The sequence below is a fragment of the Mesorhizobium sp. XAP4 genome, from assembly GCF_029269325.1.
Taxonomy (GTDB): Bacteria; Pseudomonadota; Alphaproteobacteria; order Rhizobiales; family Rhizobiaceae; genus Mesorhizobium; species Mesorhizobium ciceri.
The window spans coordinates 505,393-521,785 of record NZ_JARIXW010000003.1; the positions used below are offsets into that span (position 1 = coordinate 505,393).

General features: G+C 62.1%; 14 protein-coding genes. 7 read left to right on the forward strand and 7 right to left on the reverse strand.

Translation table 11 applies throughout. The annotated features are described in order from the left end of the window. Positions 1–32: 32 nt before the first annotated feature. Genes P3C39_RS15890 through P3C39_RS15900 form a run of 3 tightly spaced genes read right to left on the reverse strand, consistent with a single transcriptional unit; the run spans position 33 to position 2,748 of the window. Entirely contained in the window at positions 33–968 is a 936-nt protein-coding gene (locus tag P3C39_RS15890; RefSeq protein WP_064995166.1) for an NAD-dependent epimerase/dehydratase family protein, read from the reverse strand. Then, positions 965–2,263, reverse strand: a complete 1,299-nt coding sequence (locus P3C39_RS15895) for an O-antigen ligase (RefSeq protein WP_063171706.1) — start codon at positions 2,261–2,263, stop codon at positions 965–967. Before P3C39_RS15895 ends, P3C39_RS15890 begins: the two co-directional genes overlap by 4 nt. Beyond that, positions 2,260–2,748 carry a hypothetical protein gene (locus P3C39_RS15900; protein ID WP_127224166.1) on the reverse strand — a complete coding sequence of 163 codons (489 nt, stop codon included), beginning with the start codon at positions 2,746–2,748 and terminating at the stop codon, positions 2,260–2,262. Before P3C39_RS15900 ends, P3C39_RS15895 begins: the two co-directional genes overlap by 4 nt. Here P3C39_RS15900 and cysD point away from each other — a divergent pair. The 3 genes from cysD to cysQ are packed head-to-tail and all read left to right on the forward strand — an operon-like array spanning position 2,747 to position 6,394. Continuing rightward, complete coding sequence (gene cysD / locus P3C39_RS15905) at positions 2,747–3,652, forward strand: sulfate adenylyltransferase subunit CysD (RefSeq protein WP_013532711.1); 906 nt, start codon at positions 2,747–2,749, stop codon at positions 3,650–3,652. The genes P3C39_RS15900 and cysD overlap by 2 nt on opposite strands. A gap of 2 nt (positions 3,653–3,654) precedes the next feature. Continuing rightward, a complete protein-coding gene (gene cysN / locus P3C39_RS15910; protein WP_024503688.1) occupies positions 3,655–5,592 on the forward strand; it encodes a sulfate adenylyltransferase subunit CysN in 1,938 nt (645 codons plus the stop codon). A gap of 10 nt (positions 5,593–5,602) precedes the next feature. Beyond that, entirely contained in the window at positions 5,603–6,394 is a 792-nt protein-coding gene (gene cysQ / locus P3C39_RS15915) for a 3'(2'),5'-bisphosphate nucleotidase CysQ (protein WP_027164096.1), read from the forward strand. A gap of 14 nt (positions 6,395–6,408) precedes the next feature. Here cysQ and P3C39_RS15920 read toward each other — a convergent pair whose 3' ends face one another. The 4 genes from P3C39_RS15920 to P3C39_RS15935 form a co-directional block, all read right to left on the reverse strand. Next, complete coding sequence (locus tag P3C39_RS15920; RefSeq protein WP_275953700.1) at positions 6,409–7,551, reverse strand: DegT/DnrJ/EryC1/StrS aminotransferase family protein; 1,143 nt, start codon at positions 7,549–7,551, stop codon at positions 6,409–6,411. A gap of 247 nt (positions 7,552–7,798) precedes the next feature. After that, a complete protein-coding gene (locus P3C39_RS15925; protein ID WP_224621068.1) occupies positions 7,799–8,722 on the reverse strand; it encodes a carbohydrate kinase in 924 nt (307 codons plus the stop codon). Continuing rightward, the gene (locus P3C39_RS15930) at positions 8,719–9,165 is read right to left on the reverse strand and encodes an RbsD/FucU domain-containing protein (RefSeq protein WP_275953698.1); all 447 of its coding nucleotides are present in this window, start codon (positions 9,163–9,165) and stop codon (positions 8,719–8,721) included. Before P3C39_RS15930 ends, P3C39_RS15925 begins: the two co-directional genes overlap by 4 nt. Further along, the gene (locus P3C39_RS15935; RefSeq protein ID WP_024503692.1) at positions 9,165–10,391 is read right to left on the reverse strand and encodes an ROK family protein; all 1,227 of its coding nucleotides are present in this window, start codon (positions 10,389–10,391) and stop codon (positions 9,165–9,167) included. The genes P3C39_RS15930 and P3C39_RS15935 overlap by 1 nt, the downstream gene beginning before the upstream one ends. Positions 10,392–10,619: 228 nt before the next feature. Between P3C39_RS15935 and P3C39_RS15940 the strand changes: the two genes are divergently transcribed. From P3C39_RS15940 to P3C39_RS15955, 4 genes are all read left to right on the forward strand, one after another. Beyond that, positions 10,620–11,636 carry a sugar ABC transporter substrate-binding protein gene (locus P3C39_RS15940; RefSeq protein WP_024503693.1) on the forward strand — a complete coding sequence of 339 codons (1,017 nt, stop codon included), beginning with the start codon at positions 10,620–10,622 and terminating at the stop codon, positions 11,634–11,636. Between the two features lie 159 nt (positions 11,637–11,795). Next, a complete protein-coding gene (locus tag P3C39_RS15945; protein ID WP_013532703.1) occupies positions 11,796–12,857 on the forward strand; it encodes an ABC transporter permease in 1,062 nt (353 codons plus the stop codon). Next, positions 12,833–13,642: an ATP-binding cassette domain-containing protein gene (locus P3C39_RS15950; RefSeq protein ID WP_224621066.1), complete on the forward strand. Its 810-nt coding sequence runs from the start codon at positions 12,833–12,835 to the stop codon at positions 13,640–13,642. The genes P3C39_RS15945 and P3C39_RS15950 overlap by 25 nt, the downstream gene beginning before the upstream one ends. A 232-nt stretch (positions 13,643–13,874) precedes the next feature. Continuing rightward, the gene (locus tag P3C39_RS15955) at positions 13,875–16,343 is read left to right on the forward strand and encodes a glycogen/starch/alpha-glucan phosphorylase (RefSeq protein WP_024503694.1); all 2,469 of its coding nucleotides are present in this window, start codon (positions 13,875–13,877) and stop codon (positions 16,341–16,343) included. Positions 16,344–16,393: the final 50 nt, after the last annotated feature.

Sequence of the window (16,393 nt, forward strand, 5' to 3'; positions counted from 1 at the left end):
GACCATGAAAAGATCATGGTCAAGCAAGAAAGTCAGGATCTGCTGAGCCGCGCCAGCTCGGCCAGCCGCTCAAGCGTGCCGGCTTCGGGCGTCCACCCCTGCGATACCAGCAGGGCGGGGTCGCATATTTGTGTCGCGGTCAGGCTGTCCCAGAACGCCCGCCTGCCGAGTGCGGCCACCACCGGCCGTATCAGCCCGGCCGGCATCGCCATCAGGCGCACAGGCCGCCCCAAACCTCTGCGAAAGGCGGCGATGACGGCGTCGAGGGCGACCGGCGGCACATCGGCGCCGACATAGATCGGGCGAAGCAGCCCGGAATGGCTGAGCAGGTGCGACACTGCTCGCACCGCGGCCTCGGAAGACATCAGCGAACGGATTCCGGTCAAGGCACCAGTCGGCAGCGGCAGCGGCGTATCGGCAAGGCGCATCAGCGTTGCCAGATTTCCCCTCATGCCACTTCCATAGACCGGAGGCAGGCGCAACACGGCGGCGTCGGAGCGGCCATGCGACGCATAGGCGTCCAAAACCGTGATCTCGCTTTCGCGCTTCGAGCGTCCATAGGCGCATTGTGGGGCAGGAAGCGTGTCCTCGTCGATCGTTGCGCTGACGTGCGCGCCGATCACCGCCCGGATCGAGGAGAGATGAATGAAACGTCCGCTTATCTGGGCCGCCGCTGCATGCGCCAGCCTTGCGCTCAGTTCCACATTGGCCGCCTGGTAATCGGCTTCGGTTGCATTTCCCCGATCATTGTTGAGGCCAGCGCAATGGACGACGTCAGTCATATGCCGGGTCAGTTCCAGGAAGGCGGCGGCCGGCGCATCGAAGCCGGGCATCGGCACAGTCTCGTTCTCCGAACCAAGCCTCTCGGGATGGCGGGAGGCGAGGCGAAGCTCGGCACCGGCTTCGCGTAAGTGGCGCACGACAAGACGCCCGATGAAACCTGTCGCGCCCGTGACCAGAACCTTCATGGCCTTGCCCGAGACAGGTCTTGCGTGACTGGTGCAAGTGCCGGTTCGTCCAGCAAAGGAACATGACGTCCGGAGGCGAGATATGTTCCGCTCACCAGGAAGACCATCAGCACCGAGTCCAGAATGTCATGGCCGACCAGGATGCCTGTCATTCCGGCCGTCAGATAGGTGATCACCACGACGACAATCATGGTGGCGCCGAACCGCTCGTTCGGATCGCTGCTGTTTCGCAAGACCCGGGCGGCATTTCCAGCGGCAACGATAAAGATCGCTGCCAGCGTCACGGCGCCCAGAATTCCTGCTTGCACCAAGGCGGTCAGGAAGCCGTTGTGGAAATGGTTGAAGCCTGTGTCCATCGCGAACTGCTCATGAAAGCCCTGTTTGATCAGAAGCTGGGTTGCACCCACACCGTGCCCGAACAGTGGCATGTCATGGAATGCTTTGAGGCCGATCTCCCAAAGCGCAACACGTATTCCCAACGAGGTGTCGTAGTTGCCGCTAGCTCCAAGCGCACCCCAATCGGAGCGCAAAAAGTCGACCCGCCCGGATATCGCCTGGAAGCTGGAAGCGGCGATCACGACGCCGACTGCCGCCAGCAGCAGCAGCAGGCGAACGGCATTCCTGCCCCTGAGCCTGTGCCGGTTGATCAACATGACGGCTATGCCGGCAATCAGCAGTGCCAGCCAGATGGTACGCGAGCCGGAATAGATGACGGCGATCGTCCCGGCCAGTGTCGCGTAGAAGAGGGGTGTCCGGGCTTGCTCAATACTGGACAAGGCGCCAGCCACACACGTCACCACGGCAAGGCAGACGACGGTTGCGAAGACGATCGGATTTCCGGCTCCCCCCTCCGCCCTGACGCCAATCCAATATTGCTGGATGACGGCCATGAGCAGCGCGACAAAGCAGGCGGCCATGCTGGAAAGCACGACGATGCGGGCAAGCGTGGTTTTCTGCGTGTTGCTCCAGGTCGAATAGGACACGGGAAAAAACAGGAAGGTGACGAGCGGGATAAGATGCGGCGCATCCCGGACAAACGAGTTGTTGACGATGGACGCCAGGAGATTGGCGGCGCAGTAGGCATAGATCGCGACCGTCATCCAGATCATGGGCCGGTCGGCGTTGAAGCGCCTTTTCCCTAAAGCAATCAGCAGGGCGGACGAAAGGCCTCCGCAATTGAACACAAAGCTGACCACCGACCCCAGAACCGGTGGAAAAAAGAAGCAAAGGATGGAGAAGTAGTTGTTGATCCGCGAAGGCGAGAATTGCTGTGTGAGGGATGAAAGCCGGTTCAATTTTCGGGCTCGCTGTTTTCGGCAAGTGTCATGCGGCGGATCTTGTTTAGCGAAGTTGAATGCGCTCGCCTCGAAATTGCCCATGCCTCATAACGCGCTTGCCCGCTGCCGAAGCTGGTATAGCGGCCGCCCCCCGTTTTCGATAGTGTATCTGGTGGATTGCCACCGAAAATCGGCGGCAGGCGACGGTCGGCCAAGGGAAGTCGCTTGAAAGCCGTAGCCGGCCATTCAAGCAATATTTTCCCCGCGTTTTCTCGGTTGTTGAGCTTGCGGGCAGGAATTTCCGGGTTTGATGGTATCTGTGGAAAATTCATTCTCGAACCATGTGCGGCCGGGCCAGTCTTGCATTGTTCTTGACAACGGCGATCTGCTAGAACGCCGGCACGAGGAAGATTGTCCAGAAACAAGGCTCGAACCGGGCGCAAAAGCTCGATGATTTGAGGCAGGTCTTCTGTTGGAAATACGAAAGAACGCCCACGGTCCATGACAACAGCGCTTACGCATCTTCAGCGGCTTGAGGCCGAGTCCATCCATATATTCCGCGAGGTTGCGGCCGCCTTTGCCAAGCCGGTCATGCTCTATTCGGTCGGCAAGGATTCATCCGTGTTGATGCATCTGGCGATGAAGGCGTTTTATCCCGCCAAGCCGCCATTTCCCTTTCTTCACGTCGACACGACGTGGAAGTTCCGCGAGATGATCGCCTTTCGCGATCAGATGGCGCAGAAACTCGGCTTCGATCTCCTGGTTCATGTCAACGAAGACGGCGTGCGCGACAACATCAATCCGTTCGACCATGGTTCGAACACCCACACCCATGTCATGAAGACCGTGGCGCTGCGCCAGGCGCTCGACAAATACGGCTTCGACGCGGCCTTTGGCGGCGCACGTCGCGACGAGGAGAAATCGCGCGCCAAGGAGCGCATCTTTTCCTTCCGCAATGCCCAGCATGTGTGGGATCCGAAGAACCAGCGCCCCGAAATGTGGAAGATATTCAACACCCGCATCGCATCGGGTGAATCGATCCGCGTCTTTCCGCTGTCGAACTGGACCGAGCTGGATATCTGGCAGTACATCCTGCAGGAAAGTATCCCGATCGTGCCGCTCTATTTCGCCAAGGAACGGCCGGTGGTGGAACGCGACGGCATGCTGATCCTGCGGGACGACGAGCGCATGAAACTCCGCCCCGACGAGACAGTGGAGAACCGGCTCGTGCGGTTCCGCACGCTTGGCTGCTATCCGCTGACTGGCGCCATCGAATCGGAGGCCGACACGCTGGAAGCCATCGTCGGCGAAATGCTGACGGCACGGACATCCGAACGGCAGGGTCGCCTGATCGACCGCGATGAAGCCGGCTCGATGGAAAAGAAGAAGCGCGAGGGGTACTTTTGACCATGCGCCACATCATGGCAAAGAGCCTCGCCCCCACCGACGGCGTTCGCGACTATCTGGCGGCGCAGGAGAAGAAGTCGCTGCTGCGCTTCCTGACCTGCGGCTCGGTCGATGACGGCAAGTCGACGCTGATCGGGCGCCTGCTGTCCGACACCAAGCAGATTTTCGAGGACCAGCTCGCCGCGCTCGAACGCGATTCGCGCAAGCATGGCACGACGGGCGACGACATCGATTTCGCACTGCTGGTCGACGGCCTCGAGGCCGAGCGTGAGCAAGGCATCACCATCGACGTCGCCTACCGTTTCTTTGCCACGCCGAAGCGCAAATTCATCGTCGCCGACACACCTGGCCACGAGCAATACACCCGCAACATGGCCACCGGCGCCTCGACCGCCGACCTGGCGATCGTGCTGATCGATGCCCGGCAGGGTGTGCTTCGCCAGACAAGGCGACATTCGATCATCGCCTCGCTGCTCGGCATCCGGCACGTCGTGCTGGCCGTCAACAAGATCGATCTTGTCGATTTCGATCAGACGGTTTTCGACCGGATCGTCGAAGACTACGGGCAATTCTCGCGCGATCTCGGCTTCCAGACGATTGTGCCGATCCCGATGTCGGCCCGTTATGGCGATAATGTCAGCCGTCGGTCGGAAAGCATGGAATGGTATTCCGGCCCAACGCTGATCGAGCATCTCGAAACCGTGTCGGTCGACCAAGCGATGGTCGAACTGCCGTTCCGTTTCCCGGTCCAGTATGTCAATCGTCCCAATCTCGACTTTCGCGGCTTTGCCGGCACGGTCGCTTCCGGCTCGGTTGCGCCCGGCGACGAGGTCGTTGTCGCCAAGTCGGGCAAATCCTCGCGCGTCAAGCGGATCGTCTCGTATGGCGGCGATCTCGCCCAGGCGGCTGCCGGACAGGCCGTCACGCTCGTCCTCGACGACGAAGTCGAAATCTCGCGCGGCAACATGCTGGTTTCGCCTGCCGCACGGCCGCAGGTCGCCGACCAGTTCGCCGCCAATATCGTCTGGTTCGACGAGCATGCGCTGCTGCCGGGCCGCTCCTACATCCTGCGCACCGAGACCGACCAGACCAGCGCCACCGTCACCGATCTGAAATACCGGATCAACGTCAACGACTTTGCCCATGAAGCGGCCAAGTCGCTCGAAATGAACGAAGTCGGCATCTGCAACATCTCGACGCGGACGCCGATCGCCTTTGATCCCTTCGCCGAAAACCGCACAACCGGCGCCTTCATCCTGATCGACCGCATCTCCAACGCCACGGTCGGCGCCGGCATGATCCTGCACTCGCTGCGCCGCGCCGAAAACATCCATTGGCAGTCGCTCGATGTCGGCAAGCGCGTGCGCGCCGACATGAAGAACCAGCGGCCCGCCGTGTTCTGGTTCACCGGGCTGTCGGGATCCGGCAAGTCGACCATCGCCAACCTGTTCGAAAAGAAGCTGTTCGCCACCGGCCGTCATACTTATATCCTCGACGGCGACAACGTCCGTCACGGTCTCAATCGCGATCTTGGCTTTACCGATGCCGATCGCGTCGAGAACATCCGCCGCGTCGCCGAGGTGGCGCGTTTGATGGCCGATGCCGGGTTGATCGTCATTGTTTCGTTCATTTCGCCGTTCAGCGCCGAACGGCGCATGGCACGTGAATTGATGGCCGACGGAGAATTCGTCGAGGTGTTCGTCGATACGCCCTTCGAGGAATGCGCCAGGCGTGATCCGAAGGGCCTCTATGCGCGCGCGCTGAATGGCGAGATCAAGAATTTCACCGGCGTCGATTCCCCTTATGAAGCGCCGGAAACCCCGGAGATCCATCTGCAGACACTCGGCAAATCGGCCGAAGAGATGGTCGACGCCCTGGAACACTGGCTGAACGAGCGCGACATTGCCGAAGACCAATATGATAGCGGCGGCGGCATCTGACGACAGGCTGATGCTTGAAATCTTCGAGCGCCTGGCCTTGTCGGCCGGGCGCGAGGTGATGCGCGTGTTCCACGCCGGCTGTGCGGTTGACCGCAAGTCCGACGCCTCGCCGGTGACCGAGGCGGACCGCGAGAGCGAAAAGATCATTCTCGCCGGACTGCGTGCCGCATTTCCCGATGTCCCGTGCGTGGCCGAGGAAGAAGCTTCCGCCGGCATCGTGCCGCCCGACCTAAATGGGGCTTTCTTCCTGATCGATCCGCTCGACGGCACCAAGGAATTCGTCAACCGCCGCACCGATTTCACCGTCAACATAGCGCTGGTACGCGATGGCGTGCCGGAAGTCGGCGTCGTCTTTGCGCCCTGCACTGGCCGCTTCTTTTCCGGCCTGCCGGGAAGGGCGGAATCTCTCGAGATCGATGGCGGCTACCAGATCGTCGGCCGCCGGCCGATCTCGGTGAGAACGGCCGTGGCGCCGCTGGCCGTCGTCGCCAGCCGTTCCCACAACACGCCGGAAACCGAGGCCTATATTCGCGACCTTGGTGCCGCCGAAATCGTCTCGGTCGGTTCGTCCTTGAAATTCTGCCTTCTCGCCAGTGCCGAGGCTGATGTCTATCCGCGCTTCGGCCGCACCATGGAATGGGACACGGCGGCAGGCGACGCCATCCTGCGCGCCGCCGGTGGCATGACGCGCACGCTCGATGGCCAGCCTCTGGTCTATGGGAAGCGCCGGCAAAGCGACGACGAGGATTTCGCCAATCCGCATTTCATTGCCAGCGGCGGGGCAGGGGTCAGCCCCGCCTGAGAAGGCCCGGTAGCTTACTCGGCCGCTGCCTGCGCCGAATTCGAGCCTATATAGTTGCGGATCGTCTCGATGATGCGGTCCTGGTCGGCTTCGCTGAGATAAGGGTGCATCGGCAGGCACAGGATCCGCTTCGGCAGGTCTTCCGAAACGGCAAGGCCGGTCGGCGTGCGCGGATAGTCGCGATAAGCGACCTGGGCATGCAGCGGCTTCACATAGTAGATGACAGACGGAATGCCCTTTTCGCCGAGATGCGCCCTCAGCTCGTCGCGCTTCGGCGTCTCGATGGCGTATTGCGCCCAGGCCGAACGGCTGCCGTCCAGATTGCGGGCGGCGGTAACGACGTCGCCAAGCCCATCGGCATAGCGCTTTGCCACGACCTGCCGGGCGACCATCTCGTCTTCGAGAATGGCCAGCTTCTCGATGAGGATCGCCGCCTGTATCGTGTCGAGCCGCGAATTGATGCCGACGCGGACATTGTCGTACTGCGTCTCGCCCTTGCCATGAAAGGCGAACGAGCGAAGCTGTTCGGCCAGCGCATCGTCATTGGTGAACATCGCGCCGCCGTCGCCGTAGCAGCCAAGCGGTTTTGCCGGATAGAAGCTGGTCGAGCCGACCGCACCGAAGGAGCCGCACATCTTGCCGTCGAGCGAACCGCCCAGCGACTGGGCGGCATCCTCGATCACCATCAGGCCTTCGCGGTTGGCGATCGCCATGATCGCCTCGTAATCGGCGGCAAGGCCAAACAGATCGACGGGAATGATTGCCTTCGGCTTCAGCCTTCCTTCCTTCTTGATCATGGCAATGGCCGCTTCGAGGCTGGCAATGTCGATGTTGTAGCTGTGCGGGTCGACATCGACGAACACCGGCTCGGCCTTGGCCAGCGCCACCACTTCGGCGGTGGCGGCGAACGTGAAGCTCGGCACGAACACCGCGTCACCCGGGCCGACGCCGGCTGCAAACAGCGGCAACAGCAGCGCGTCGGTGCCGTTGGCGCAGGCCACGACATGCTTGGTACCGATATAGGCGGCAAGCTTGTTCTCGAATTCGGTGACTTGCGGGCCAAGAATATAGCGGCCCTCGTCGACGACACGGTCGATCGCGGCCTTCAGCCGGTCGCGGATTCGTTCGCGCTGCGCGCCTAGATCGATGAACTGCATGTCGGCCTCAAAATGGGTTAGCCAGATAATCGGCCGCTGGTACCAGAGTTGCGCTTGCCGAGAAAGCCGGGCAGGCGGAGCCCTAAATTGCGGAAGTGTCGCAGTCCGTTACCAGTTTTCCCGGCGAATGTCAGTCAGATGCCGGAAATCCGGGCTTCGTCGGGCGCTATCCCGCCCTTATAGCCTTGGAAAGAGCCCCTGCGAAACATAAAGTGATCGATTGGGCTCAACTTATGTTGAGCGTTGCTCAGGCGATTTCATGTCGCCAGGGTGGATTGGCGCCGGCCCGCGACACGGTCACTGCCGCCGCCTTCGCGCCGAGCGCCAGCGCCTTATGGATGGCGTCTTCCGACAGTCCGGAAATCGCCGCCTTCGTCAGCAGGCCTTGCTCGTGCAGCGAGGCGAGGATGCCGGCGTTGAACGTGTCGCCGGCGCCGACCGTGTCGACCACCTCGACCCTTTCGGGCATCACCGTGACGGCGTGCTCCTTGCTGTAGCCGATCGCGCCTTCGCCGCCATGGGTGACGACGATCAGCTTCGGGCCGCGGTCCAGCCAGTTGCGGATGACATCCTCATGCGAGCCGGCTTCGCCGAACCAGTTCAGGTCTTCGTCCGACAGTTTCACGATGTCGGCCATCGCCATCATGGTGCGAATGCGCTTGAGGTGCTTGGCCTTGTCCGGGATGAAGTTCGGCCGGATGTTGGGGTCGAGCATCATGACGCGGCTTTCATGCTCGCGCCGCATGAACTCTTCATAGGCACTGCCGGCGGGCTCGGAAATCAGGCTGATGGCGCCGAACAGCATGGCTTCGATCTCGTTGCCGAGCTGCGGCAAATCGTCGATCGTCAGCATGCGTCCGGCGGTGTTCTCGTCATAGAAAGTGTACGTCGCCTGGCCGTTGGTGAGCTTGACGAAGGCCAGCGTGGTTGGCCGTGGCGAGGTGTGTGCATAGGTGGAACTGACCTTGCTCGCCCCAAGCGCATCCCGGAATTGGCCGCCGAACAGATCCGACGACAGGCCGGAAAAGAAGCCGGCCGGCGCGCCGAGCCGGCCAAGTGCGATTGCCGTGTTGAACACGGCGCCGCCGACATAAGGCGCAAAGGCCGGCTCGCCCGCTGTCGTCGTGCGCGGCAGCATGTCGATCAGGGCTTCGCCGCAGCAGAGGATCATGGCTTCTTGGTCTCCGGCGGATAGATCACGCCCTTGCGTATGATGATGTTGGCGTAGAGCCGCGGCTCGCTTGTCGCGACGATGGCATGCGCCGATTTGACCCGTGCATAGAAGTCGGCGCCGGCCAGCGCAACCACCTTGCGGCCTGGCGCCCGTTTGGCGCAGATCGCTTCGATCTCATGATGGACAGGATCGGCAAGCGAGGGATCGCCTCGGACCGAGGCGCGAAACAGCGCCTCCGGCACGGCGTCATCGACAGGCAGGACACTCAATATCGCGTCGAGTACCGGGATAAGAGGGTGGCCATCGGCGCGTACCAGTCGGGTTGCCTGCTGTTCCGCCGGATAGTTTCCGTCGACAAGGGCGATTTCGTCGCCATGGCCCATGCCGCGCAGGATCGCCAGAAGCTCCGGACCGAGCAGCGCCGGGATTCCGACCAGCATCAGGCGCTCCTGGAAATCGTCGTCGAGCCGATCAGGAAGCGTTCGGAAAGCGGCAGGCTGGCGCCGCCGAGCGCCCGGGCATGGATACCGACGGTTCCCTCGCGAATGGCGGGCAGCTTCAAGCCTTCGCCGTCGATCGTGGCGATTGCCGCAATGATGGCGTCGACCAGCTGGCGGCGCACCGCCTTCGGCATCCAGCCGTCGATCACCGCCGCTTCGAAATCGATGATCGAGGATGCGGCGACGATGGCGTAAGCGAGCGCCCTTGAGGCGCTGGCGATCCAGCCGTCGAGTTCGGGTCCGATCTCGCCCCAGTCTTCCGGCGAGGTCCACAGATGCGAGGCCTCGATGCCGCGCGCATTGAGCGCCTTTTCGAGCATGGCGATGGAAGCGACATCGATCAGTTGGGTCGGCTTGCCGTCCGGCCCGGGCACGGGCATGGAGCCGAGCGCTCCGGCATTGCCGGTCGGGCCGCCAAAAAGCCGGCCGTTCAGCACGATGCCGCCACCGGCAAAGGCGCCGATATAGAAATAGACGAAGTCACGCGCAGCGCCCGCCTGCCCGAAGACGAGTTCGGCGCCGCAGGCCGACGTGGCGTCGTTCTGCAAATAGACCGGAAAATCGCATTGCGCCTGGATGTCGGCCCTGATGTCGCGGTGACGCCATTCGTCCATCACGTCGCGCGGGGCGCCGGCGGTATCGGCCCAGTTCCACAATTCGAACGGCATGGCGATGCCCAGCCCGGCGATGCGCTTGTCTTGCGCGGGCGTCAGCTCGCCGCGCATCTGCCGCATGCCGTTGCTGACGAAGTCCACCGTCTCGCGCGGCGCCGGGTAGCGATAGGAATGCTGCAGCATCGAACGGACATTGCCAAGGAAGTCGATCAACACCAGTTCAGCGCTGCGGCGGCCGATCTTCAGGCCGATGAAGAAAGCGCCTTCGGGATTGAGCGCCATCGGGATGGAAGGCTGGCCGATCTTGCCGCGCAACGGCGCCTGACGCAGCAGGAGGCTTTCTTCCTCCAGCTCGCGCATGATGACGGAAACCGTCTGCGCCGAAAGTCCGGTCATGCGGGCGATGTCGGATTTTGCCAGGCTGCCGTGTTGACGCACCAGCGACAGCACCAACCGCTCATTGTGATCGCGCATGCCGCTCTGGTTGGTGCCGCGGTGAATGAGACTGTCATTCACCTCGGGCGAACCGTGCCTCGCAATGGCCGTTTCCACCCTGTTCCTCCCGTCGTTTCCCCTCAATGCTTTTGGGCCAGAATGGGTGAACGAAGCAATGCTGTCAATAATAAATAAGAGTGATTTAATTATTGACAGGGGCTTCGGCCTGGTGTCTGTTAAGGCAGCGTCCACGCTGGGAGAATTTCGTTGGATGCGCTGCAGGTGCCGGTTGGCCGGCATCGGAATGGTTCCACTGGGAGGAAAATCGTGACCAATACAAAATTGTTGAAATCGACCGTGTTTGCCGCCGCGGCTCTGGGGCTGATGGCGTTTGCCTCGTCCGCATCCGCGGCCGGTGTCGGCGCCTGCCTGATCACCAAGACCGACACCAATCCCTTCTTCGTCAAGATGAAGGAAGGCGCGACCGCGAAGGCCAAGGAGCTCGGCGTCGACCTCAAGACCTATGCCGGCAAGATCGACGGCGACAGCGAGAGCCAGGTCGCGGCGATCGAAAGCTGCATCGCCGACGGCGCCAAGGGTATCCTGATCACCGCATCCGACACCAAGGGCATCGTGCCGACCGTGAAGAAGGCGCGTGATGCCGGCCTGCTGGTGATCGCGCTCGACACGCCGCTCGATCCGATCGACGCCGCCGATGCGACCTTCGCGACGGACAATCTCGAGGCAGGCAAGCTGATCGGGGCCTGGGCCGCCGCCACGCTCGGCGACAAGGCCAAGGACGCCAAGATCGGTTTCCTTGACCTGACGCCTTCGCAGCCGACTGTCGACGTGCTGCGCGACCAAGGCTTCATGATGGGCTACGGCATCGACGTGAAGGATCCCAACAAGATCGGCGACGAGACCGATCCGCGCATCGTCGGCCATGACGTCACCAACGGCAACGAAGAGGGCGGCCGCAAGGCGATGGAGAACCTCCTGCAGAAGGACAACACCATCAACGTCATCCACACCATCAACGAGCCGGCCGCTGTCGGCGCCTACCAGGCGCTCAAGGCTGTCGGCCTCGAAAGCCAGGTGCTGATCGTTTCCGTCGACGGCGGCTGCCCCGGCGTGAAGTCGGTGGCCGAAGGTGTCATCGGCGCCACTTCGCAGCAATACCCGCTGCAGATGGCTGCACTCGGCATCGAGGCGATCGCCGCCTTTGCCAAGGACGGAACCAAGCCGAAGCCGACCGAAGGCAAGAACTTCTTCGACACCGGCGTCAACCTGGTGACCGACAAGCCGGCCACCGGCGTCAAGTCCATCGACACCAAGGAAGGCCTCGCCAAGTGCTGGGGCTGATGCCGTTCTGACCGGCATCCAAGGAACCTGAGCGGTCGGGGCTTGATCCCCGGCCGCTTCGGGTGGACGATGGCTCGCGTGACCGCGAACAATCCCGGCAGCAGACCGGAAAGGCGTGGACTGGCGTCGGCGTTTGGCTGAAGCCTACGGGGAGAAAACATGGCTCAAGCTCAGGAATTCGAGAAGGTTCTCTCGAGCAGCGACACCAGCGTTGCTGCTTTTGACGAGCACAAATCGGCCGTCAAGCGTATCCAGCATTTCTTGCATTCGACGCCGGCCGCGGTGCCGCTGATCGTCCTGGTTCTGGCGATCATCGTCTTCGGCATCACCATCGGTGGGCGTTTCTTTTCGTCCTACACGCTGACGCTTATCCTGCAGCAGATCGCCATCATCGGCATTCTGGGGGCTGCGCAGACATTGGTCATCCTGACCGCGGGCATCGACCTGTCGATCGGTGTGATCATGGTGATTTCAGCGGTGATCATGGGCAATTGCGCGGTCTCCTACGGCATGCCGAGCGCGCTCGCAGTGGCGATCGGGCTTGCCGCCGGCGCCGCCTGCGGGCTGCTCAACGGGGTGCTTGTCGCCTACATGAAGCTACCACCCTTCATCGTGACGCTTGGCACCTGGAACATCGTCATGGCCACGAACTTCATCTATTCGGCCAACGAGACGATCCGCGACACCGACGTCGATACCCAGGCGCCGCTGCTGCATCTCTTTGCCATCAGTTTCAAGGTCGGCACTGCGGTGCTGACGCTCGGCGTCATTGCCACGGTCCTGCTCGTGATGATCCTCTGGTACGTGCTCAATCACACGGCGTGGGGCCGCCATGTCTACGCCGTTGGCGATGACCAGGAGGCGGCGAAGCTGTCGGGCATCCAGACCAAGAAGGTGTTGATGACGGTCTACACCTTGGCCGGCCTGATCGCCGCTTTCGCGGCCTGGGTCTCCATCGGCCGCAACGGCTCGATCTCGCCGTCGGCTGCCGTCACCGACTACAATCTGCAGGCCATCACCGCGACGGTGATCGGCGGTATTTCCCTCTTCGGCGGACGCGGCTCCATCCTGGGCACGCTGTTCGGCGCGATGATCGTCGGCGTCGTTTCCATGGGCCTCAACATGCTGGGCGCCGATCCGCAATGGAAGGTGCTGCTCACCGGTGTGCTGATCATCGGCGCCGTGGCAGTCGACCAATGGATCAGAAAGGTGTCGGCATGACCATGACCCAGGAACCCATCCTCACCGCGCGTGGCCTGATCAAGCGCTATGGCCGTGTCACCGCCCTCGACAATGCCGACTTCGACCTTTATCCCGGCGAAATCCTCGCCGTCATCGGCGACAACGGCGCCGGCAAGTCGTCGCTCATCAAGGCGATTTCCGGCGCGGCCGTGCCCGACGAAGGCGAGATCCGGCTTGAAGGCAAACCCGTCGCCTTCAAATCGCCGATGGAGGCACGCGAAGCCGGCATCGAGACCGTCTACCAGAATCTGGCACTGTCGCCGGCGCTCTCGATCGCCGATAACATGTTCCTTGGCCGCGAGATCCGCAAACCGGGTTTTCTGGGCGATTGGCTGCGTATGCTCGACCGTCCGGCGATGGAAAAGCGCGCCCGCGACAAGCTTACCGAGCTTGGCCTGATGACCATCCAGAACATCAGCCAGGCTGTGGAAACGCTCTCGGGCGGCCAGAGGCAGGGCGTTGCGGTGGCGCGCGCGGCCGCCTTCGGCAGTCGTGTGGTGATCATGGACGAGCCGACGGCCGCCCTTGGCGTCAAGGAAAGCCGCCGCGTGCTCGAGTTGATCCTCGACGTCAAGAAGCGCGGCCTGCCGATCGTGCTGATCTCGCACAACATGCCGCATGTCTTCGAAGTGGCCGACCGCATTCACATCCACCGGCTCGGCCGTCGCCTCTGCGTCATCGATCCCAAGCAATATACGATGTCCGATGCCGTGGCCTTCATGACCGGAGCAAAGGTTCCGCCCGAGGCAGCGCTGGCGGCCTGATACATGTCGCCCAAGTGCTGGAGGGTTGGCGGCACGGCAAGCACGGAACAGGAATTTGAAGCGCGTCGCGCGACCGTCTTGGCGCGTCACACTTGCGAATTGCCAAATTGCCGCAGGGGGCATGCCGGTTCGGGCATGTTTAAATCGATTGAATATATAGCGGTATCAGCTAGCATGGGCTGGGAGGAGCGATGAAAGCCGGTATGATCATGGCAACCGCACGAGAGGCATCATGACGAGCGCGATGACATCCGAACCCCTTCCTCCACTGCTCGAAAATCCTGATCCCAAGACACTCGCACGTGAAGTCTTGGTGGCCCTCAAATACCGGGTCGGCAAGGATACCACCGTTGCGACCCAGTACGACTGGCTGACCGCCTCGATCAAGGTCGTGCGCGACCGGATCGTCGATCGCTGGATGCAGGCGACGAAGGAGGCGTACGATCAGAAGGAAAAACGCGTCTATTATCTGTCTCTGGAGTTCCTCATCGGCCGCCTGATGCGCGATGCCTTCTCCAATCTCGGCCTGATGGACAACATGCGCGAGGCCCTGTCGTCCCTGGGCGTCGATCTCGATCTCATCGCCGCACTCGAGCCGGATGCCGCACTTGGCAATGGCGGCCTCGGGCGGCTTGCGGCCTGCTTCATGGAAAGCATGGCGACCGTCGACATTCCCGCGCATGGCTACGGCATCCGCTACGCCAACGGCATGTTCCGCCAGGAGATTCACGACGGCTGGCAGGTCGAATTGCCTGAAACCTGGCTCGATCACGGCAACCCGTGGGAATTCGAACGCCGTGAGCGCTCGTTCGAGGTCGGTTTCGGCGGTTCGGTGGAATCGATCACCTCCAAGGACGGCCGCCTCGAACGCCATGTCTGGAAGCCGACCGAGCATGTGCTGGCCGTCGCCTATGATACGCCCGTCGTCGGCTGGCGGGCCAACCGCGTCAACACGCTGCGGCTCTGGTCGGGCATGCCGGTCGATCCGATCCTGCTCGACAAGTTCAATGCCGGCGACCACATCGGCGCGCTCGCCGAAAGCAACAAGGCCGATGCCTTGTCGCGCGTGCTCTATCCCGCCGATTCCCACAAGGCCGGGCAGGAACTGCGGCTTCGGCAGGAATATTTCTTCTCCACCGCATCGCTGCAGGATATCGTCCAGCGCCATCTCAGCCAATATGGCGACCTGAAGTCCTTGCCCGACAAGGCTGCGATCCACCTGAACGACACCCATCCGGCCATCGCTGTGCCGGAGTTGATGCGCCTGTTGATGGACGTCCACGGCATGGACTTCGATCAGGCCTGGGACATCACCCAGCGCACCTTCGGCTACACCAACCACACGCTGCTGCCCGAGGCACTGGAAAGCTGGCCGGTGCCGCTGTTCGAGCGGCTTTTGCCGCGCCACATGCAGATCGTCTATGCCATCAACGCTGAAGTGCTTCTGGAGGCGCGTGCGTCCAACCAGTTCTCGGACGAGCAGATCGGCCGCATCTCGCTGATCCAGGAAAATGGCGACCGCCGGGTGCGCATGGGCAATCTGGCCTTTGTCGGTTCGCACTCGATCAACGGCGTTTCGGCGCTTCACACCGACCTGATGAAGGAGACGGTGTTCGCCGATCTGCACAAGCTCTATCCCGATCGCATCAACAACAAGACCAACGGCATCACGCCGCGGCGCTGGCTGATCCAGTGTAATCCCGGGCTGACGTCGCTTGCCCGCGAGGCGATCGGCGACCGCTTTCTCGATGACATCGACGCCATCAAGGATCTCGACGGTTTCGCCGGCGATGCCGCCTTTCGCGACAAGTTCGCCGCCGTTAAACGCGCCAACAAGGCGCGGCTGGCCAACCTCGTCGCCGACCGGCTCGGCATCAAGGTCGATCCCTCGGCGCTGTTCGATATCCAGATCAAACGCATCCACGAATACAAGCGCCAGCTTCTGAATATCCTCGAGGCGATTGCCCTCTACGACCAGATCCGCTCGCATCCCGAGCGCGACTGGATGCCGCGCGTGAAATTCTTCGGCGGCAAGGCGGCGCCCAGCTACCACAATGCCAAGCTGATCATCAAACTCGCCAACGATGTCGCCAAGGTCATCAACCGCGATCCGGCCGTGCGCGGTCTGCTGAAGGTGGTGTTCGTGCCGAACTACAATGTCAGCCTTGCCGAGATCATGATGCCGGCCGCCGATCTGTCCGAACAGATCTCGACCGCCGGCATGGAAGCGTCGGGCACCGGCAACATGAAGTTCGCGCTGAACGGTGCGCTGACCATCGGCACGCTCGACGGCGCCAATGTCGAGATCAAGGAATGCGTCGGCGACGACAACATCTTCATCTTCGGCCTGACCACCGCCGAGGTCGCCGAGCGGCGCAACAACGGCTACGATCCGCGCGCCGTCATCGAAGGCTCGCCTGAGTTGGCGCAAGCGGTTGCGGCTGTTTCGTCAGGCGTCTTCTCGCCGGACGATCCGGAGCGTTACCGCGATCTCATCAACGGTCTCTACAACAGCGACTGGTTCATGGTTGCCGCCGATTTCGATGCCTATGCCGCCGCCCAGCGCGAGGTCGATGCGGTCTGGCGCAACAGTCCCGACTGGTACGCCCGGGCAATCCGCAATGTTGCGCGTGTCGGCTGGTTCTCCTCCGATCGCACGATCCGCCAATATGCGAAAGAAATCTGGAACGTGCCTGTCTGATGTGATTGCATGAGGCCGCAAACAATGTGGTCCCGGTGATGTGAATTTGA

Excerpts from the sequence above, each read along its gene's own strand:
- P3C39_RS15945 (WP_013532703.1), top strand. The coding sequence starts at position 11,796 with ATGGCTCAAGCTCAGGAATTCGAGAAGGTTCTCTCGAGCAGCGACACC.
- P3C39_RS15920 (WP_275953700.1), bottom strand. The coding sequence starts at position 7,551 with ATGCAGTTCATCGATCTAGGCGCGCAGCGCGAACGAATCCGCGACCGG.
- cysQ (WP_027164096.1), top strand. The coding sequence starts at position 5,603 with ATGCTTGAAATCTTCGAGCGCCTGGCCTTGTCGGCCGGGCGCGAGGTG.
- P3C39_RS15930 (WP_275953698.1), bottom strand. The coding sequence starts at position 9,165 with ATGCTGGTCGGAATCCCGGCGCTGCTCGGTCCGGAGCTTCTGGCGATC.
- P3C39_RS15925 (WP_224621068.1), bottom strand. The coding sequence starts at position 8,722 with ATGATCCTCTGCTGCGGCGAAGCCCTGATCGACATGCTGCCGCGCACG.
- P3C39_RS15950 (WP_224621066.1), top strand. The coding sequence starts at position 12,833 with ATGGATCAGAAAGGTGTCGGCATGACCATGACCCAGGAACCCATCCTC.
- P3C39_RS15955 (WP_024503694.1), top strand. The coding sequence starts at position 13,875 with ATGACGAGCGCGATGACATCCGAACCCCTTCCTCCACTGCTCGAAAAT.
- cysN (WP_024503688.1), top strand. The coding sequence starts at position 3,655 with ATGCGCCACATCATGGCAAAGAGCCTCGCCCCCACCGACGGCGTTCGC.
- P3C39_RS15900 (WP_127224166.1), bottom strand. The coding sequence starts at position 2,748 with ATGGACCGTGGGCGTTCTTTCGTATTTCCAACAGAAGACCTGCCTCAA.
- P3C39_RS15890 (WP_064995166.1), bottom strand. The coding sequence starts at position 968 with ATGAAGGTTCTGGTCACGGGCGCGACAGGTTTCATCGGGCGTCTTGTC.
- cysD (WP_013532711.1), top strand. The coding sequence starts at position 2,747 with ATGACAACAGCGCTTACGCATCTTCAGCGGCTTGAGGCCGAGTCCATC.